This window comes from Campylobacter sp. US50a, assembly GCF_004379015.1.
Taxonomy (GTDB): Bacteria; Campylobacterota; Campylobacteria; order Campylobacterales; family Campylobacteraceae; genus Campylobacter_D; species Campylobacter_D jejuni.
In genome coordinates this window covers 1-3,944 of record NZ_RYYJ01000027.1, presented here as the reverse complement: position 1 = coordinate 3,944, position 3,944 = coordinate 1, and the positions used below count along the sequence as shown (strand labels likewise).

At 41.8% G+C, this 3,944-nt stretch carries 2 rRNA genes; both read right to left on the bottom strand.

From position 1 onward, the window contains the following. Nucleotides 1–6: 6 nt before the first annotated feature. Nucleotides 7–123, bottom strand: a 5S ribosomal RNA gene (gene rrf / locus ELQ11_RS09350). Nucleotides 124–369: 246 nt separating this feature from the next. Continuing rightward, nucleotides 370–3,428 (bottom strand): 23S ribosomal RNA (locus ELQ11_RS09345). Between the last annotated feature and the right edge of the window lie 516 nt (nt 3,429–3,944).

Sequence of the window (3,944 nt, the reverse complement as noted above, 5' to 3'; positions counted from 1 at the left end):
TTAACAAGTCCGCAATGAGCTACTTTCCCCCTGCCAGTAAGGCGTAGTATCATCACCCACGATGTGCTTAGCTTCTTGGTTCGGGATGGAGCAAGGCGTTTCCACATCTGTATAATCACGGACATTGTTATTTAAATATTCTTTGAAAGATTTAATTTATAAATAAAGCTTAATCTTTTATTTTTTTCTTTATTCTCTTTCTTCTTTACTTATCTTTTATCTTTAATAAGTTTTTATATAGAATACTTAAAAAACAATGTTAAGAGCAAGTTCTAATATAAACTCTACTTGAAAGATTTCTATGAAACTCTAAATATTATCTATTTCAAAGTCTTCTTAAAAACCTTAACAAGGAAGTGATGCTTTATTAAAGATAAGCCAAACGCTCTATTAGTACTGGTCAGCTAAAGGACTTTCATCCATTACACACCCAGCCTATCAAACTAGTAGTCTTCTAGAGAGCTTAGAGAAGATTCATCTTAGAGTTGGCTTCACGCTTAGATGCTTTCAGCGTTTATCCTTTCCAAACTTAGCTACGCTGCGATGCTCTTGGCAGAACAACAGCTACACCAGTGGTTTGTTCAACCCGGTCCTCTCGTACTAGGGTCAAATCTCTTCAATCTTCTTACGCCCACGGCAGATAGGGACCGAACTGTCTCACGACGTTCTGAACCCAGCTCGCGTACCGCTTTAAATGGCGAACAGCCATACCCTTGGGACCTGCTCCAGCCCCAGGATGCGATGAGCCGACATCGAGGTGCCAAACCTCCCCGTCGATGTGAGCTCTTGGGGGAGATCAGCCTGTTATCCCCGGGGTACCTTTTATCCTTTGAGCGATGGCCCTTCCACACAGAACCACCGGATCACTAAGACCGACTTTCGTCTCTGCTTGACTTGTATGTCTTGCAGTTAAGCTGGCTTATACCTTTATACTCTACGAACGATTTCCAACCGTTCTGAGCCAACCTTTGTAAGCCTCCGTTATTATTTGGGAGGCGACCGCCCCAGTCAAACTACCCACCAGACATTGTCCCACTTGAGGATAACTCAAGCTGGTTAGCTACCCAAATAAGAAAGAGTGGTATCTCAACAATGGCTCATATACAACTGGCGTCATATACTCAAAGCCTCCCACCTATCCTGCACATTCTTATCCAAGTAGCAGTGTCAAGCTGTAGTAAAGGTCCACGGGGTCTTTCCGTCTTGCCGCGGGTAGGAGGAATTTTCACCTCCACTACAATTTCACTGGATCCCTCTTTGAGACAGCTCCCATCTCGTTACGCCATTCATGCAGGTCGGTATTTAACCGACAAGGAATTTCGCTACCTTAGGACCGTTATAGTTACGGCCGCCGTTTACTCGGGCTTCGATCAAGAGCTTCGCTAATGCTAACCCCATCAATTAACCTTCGAGCACCGGGCAGGCGTCACACCCTATACATCCTCTTACGAGTTAGCAGAGTGCTGTGTTTTTGGTAAACAGTCGGGAGGGACTCTTTGTTGTAAGTTTCCTTGCTTTCGGAGTAAATCCTAATACAAAGCTAACCACACCTTATACCGAAGATACGGTGCTATTTTGCAGAGTTCCTTAAAGAGAGTTCTTCCACGCGCCTTAGAATACTCATCCCACCCACCTGTGTCGGTTTACGGTACGGGCAACATTAGCTAAACTTAGAAACTTTTCTTGGCTCGACGGCATCAGGGGTTCTTCTATCCATCCGAAGATTTCAAAAAGCCTTTCAGTTCTCGGAGTGTTCTTATACGGATTTGCCTGTATAAGCTCCTACGACCTTAGACTAGCACTTCCATCCGCTAGCCCCCTTAGCCCTAAGCGTCCTTCCATCGCACACTAATGTTGGTATTGGAATATTAACCAATTTGCCATCGTCTACCCCTTTCGGACTCGACTTAGGACCCGACTAACCCTACGATGACGAGCATCGCGTAGGAAACCTTGGGTTTACGGCGTTAATGATTCTCACATTAATTATCGCTACTCATGCCTGCATGCTCACTTCTATTCGCTCCAGCACTCCTTACCGGTATACCTTCGACGCAAATAGAACGCTCTCCTACCACTTGCACACAACTTAAACTACTTAAACTTTAAACCAAGAATATTTTTACTGATTTTACTAAGTTTTGTTTCTATCTTTACTCTATAAAAATCAGTAAAAATATAACTTAAAACATATAACTTAGTTTTTTATATTCTAAACTTAAATAATCTAAGTTGTGTGCAAGTCTACAGCTTCGGTACTTACTTTAGCCCCGTTATATTTTCCGCGCAAAATCACTAGACCAGTGAGCTATTACGCTTTCTTTAAAGGATGGCTGCTTCTAAGCCAACCTCCTGGTTGTTTAAGTAACTTCACATCGTTTTCCACTTAAGTAAGATTTAGGGACCTTAGCTGGTAGTCTGGGTTGTTTCCCTCTTGACGACGGATTTTATCACTCGCCGCCTGACTGCTGTGATTACATATAAGGTATTCGGAGTTTGATAGGGTTTGGTACATTGGTGTATGCCCTAGCCCATTCAGTGCTCTACCCCCTTATATTACGACACAACGCTATACCTAAATATATTTCGGAGAGAACCAGCTATCACGAAGTTTGATTGGCCTTTCACCCCTATCCACAAGTCATCCCGGGGCTTTTCAACGCCTATGGGTTCAGTCCTCCACTAGTTCTTACACTAGCTTCAACTTGCTCATGGATAGATCACTTCGTTTCGGGTCTGCAGCATCTGACTAAGCGCCCTATTCAGACTCGCTTTCGCTACGGCTTCGCGTTTGCTTAACCTTGCCAGACACCACAACTCGCAGGCTCATTATGCAAAAGGCAGTCCATCACACTGTATTGCTACATAGTGCTCTGAATGATTGTAAGCAAATGGTTTCAGGTTCTATTTCACTCTGATCACCTCAGTTCTTTTCACCTTTCCCTCACGGTACTTGTGCACTATCGATCTGGTATTAGTATTTAGGGTTGGATCGTGGTCGACCCGGATTCAGACAGGATTCCTCGTGTCCCGCCCTACTCAGGATACTGCTAGCTAAGCTTTGTTTTTCGCATACGGGACTATCACCCTCTATGGCTATACTTTCCAGAATGTTCTGCTAAACTCAGCTCTTGCACATTGCAGTCCTACAACCCCCAGTGCAAGCACTGGGTTTGCCCTCTTGCGCTTTCGCTCGCCGCTACTGACGCAATCTCTATTGATTTCTTTTCCTGAGGGTACTAAGATGTTTCAATTCCCCTCGTTCGCTCCTATATAGGTAATGTATATCTCTATACATTGGGTTGCCCCATTCGGAAATCTACGGATCAAAGCTTCTTGACAGCTCCCCGTAGCTTATCGCAGTCTAGTACGTCCTTCATCGCCTTTACCAGTCAAGGCATCCACCATTCGCTCTTAGTAGCTTACCTTTTGATGTTCTTTTAGCAGATGAGCAAAGCTCATCTTAAAGAACCAAAGCTAAAGGCCTACTCCGCCAACCTAAAAGATATTAGGCTTAAAACGAAATAAACTAAACATTCATTAAAAAATTAATGTAGATAAAGCTTCAATTCTTAATCACTAAAAAAACAATTTGCATAAAAGTTAGATATAACCTAACTTCTACCTTTTATTATTGATTCTAAAACGCATCACTTCCTTGTTAAAGTTTTTATGATAAGACTTCTTTATCTTAAGACGGAAAGCATTCAAACCTTAATATAGAACTAAATGATTTAGTCTTAACTAAGCTGTGAGTTTGAAACTTGTCTTTAATTTATAAATCTTAAATCTAATATTCTCTTTATTTTAAAGATAAAGATAATTAAAAGATATAAGTTAAACCAAAGAAAAGATAAATAGGTTTTACCCTTTAACAAGTCCTGTAAAATTGTTTTTATTAAAACTTGCTTGTGACTCTTAACAATGATAATTAAAAAGAACAT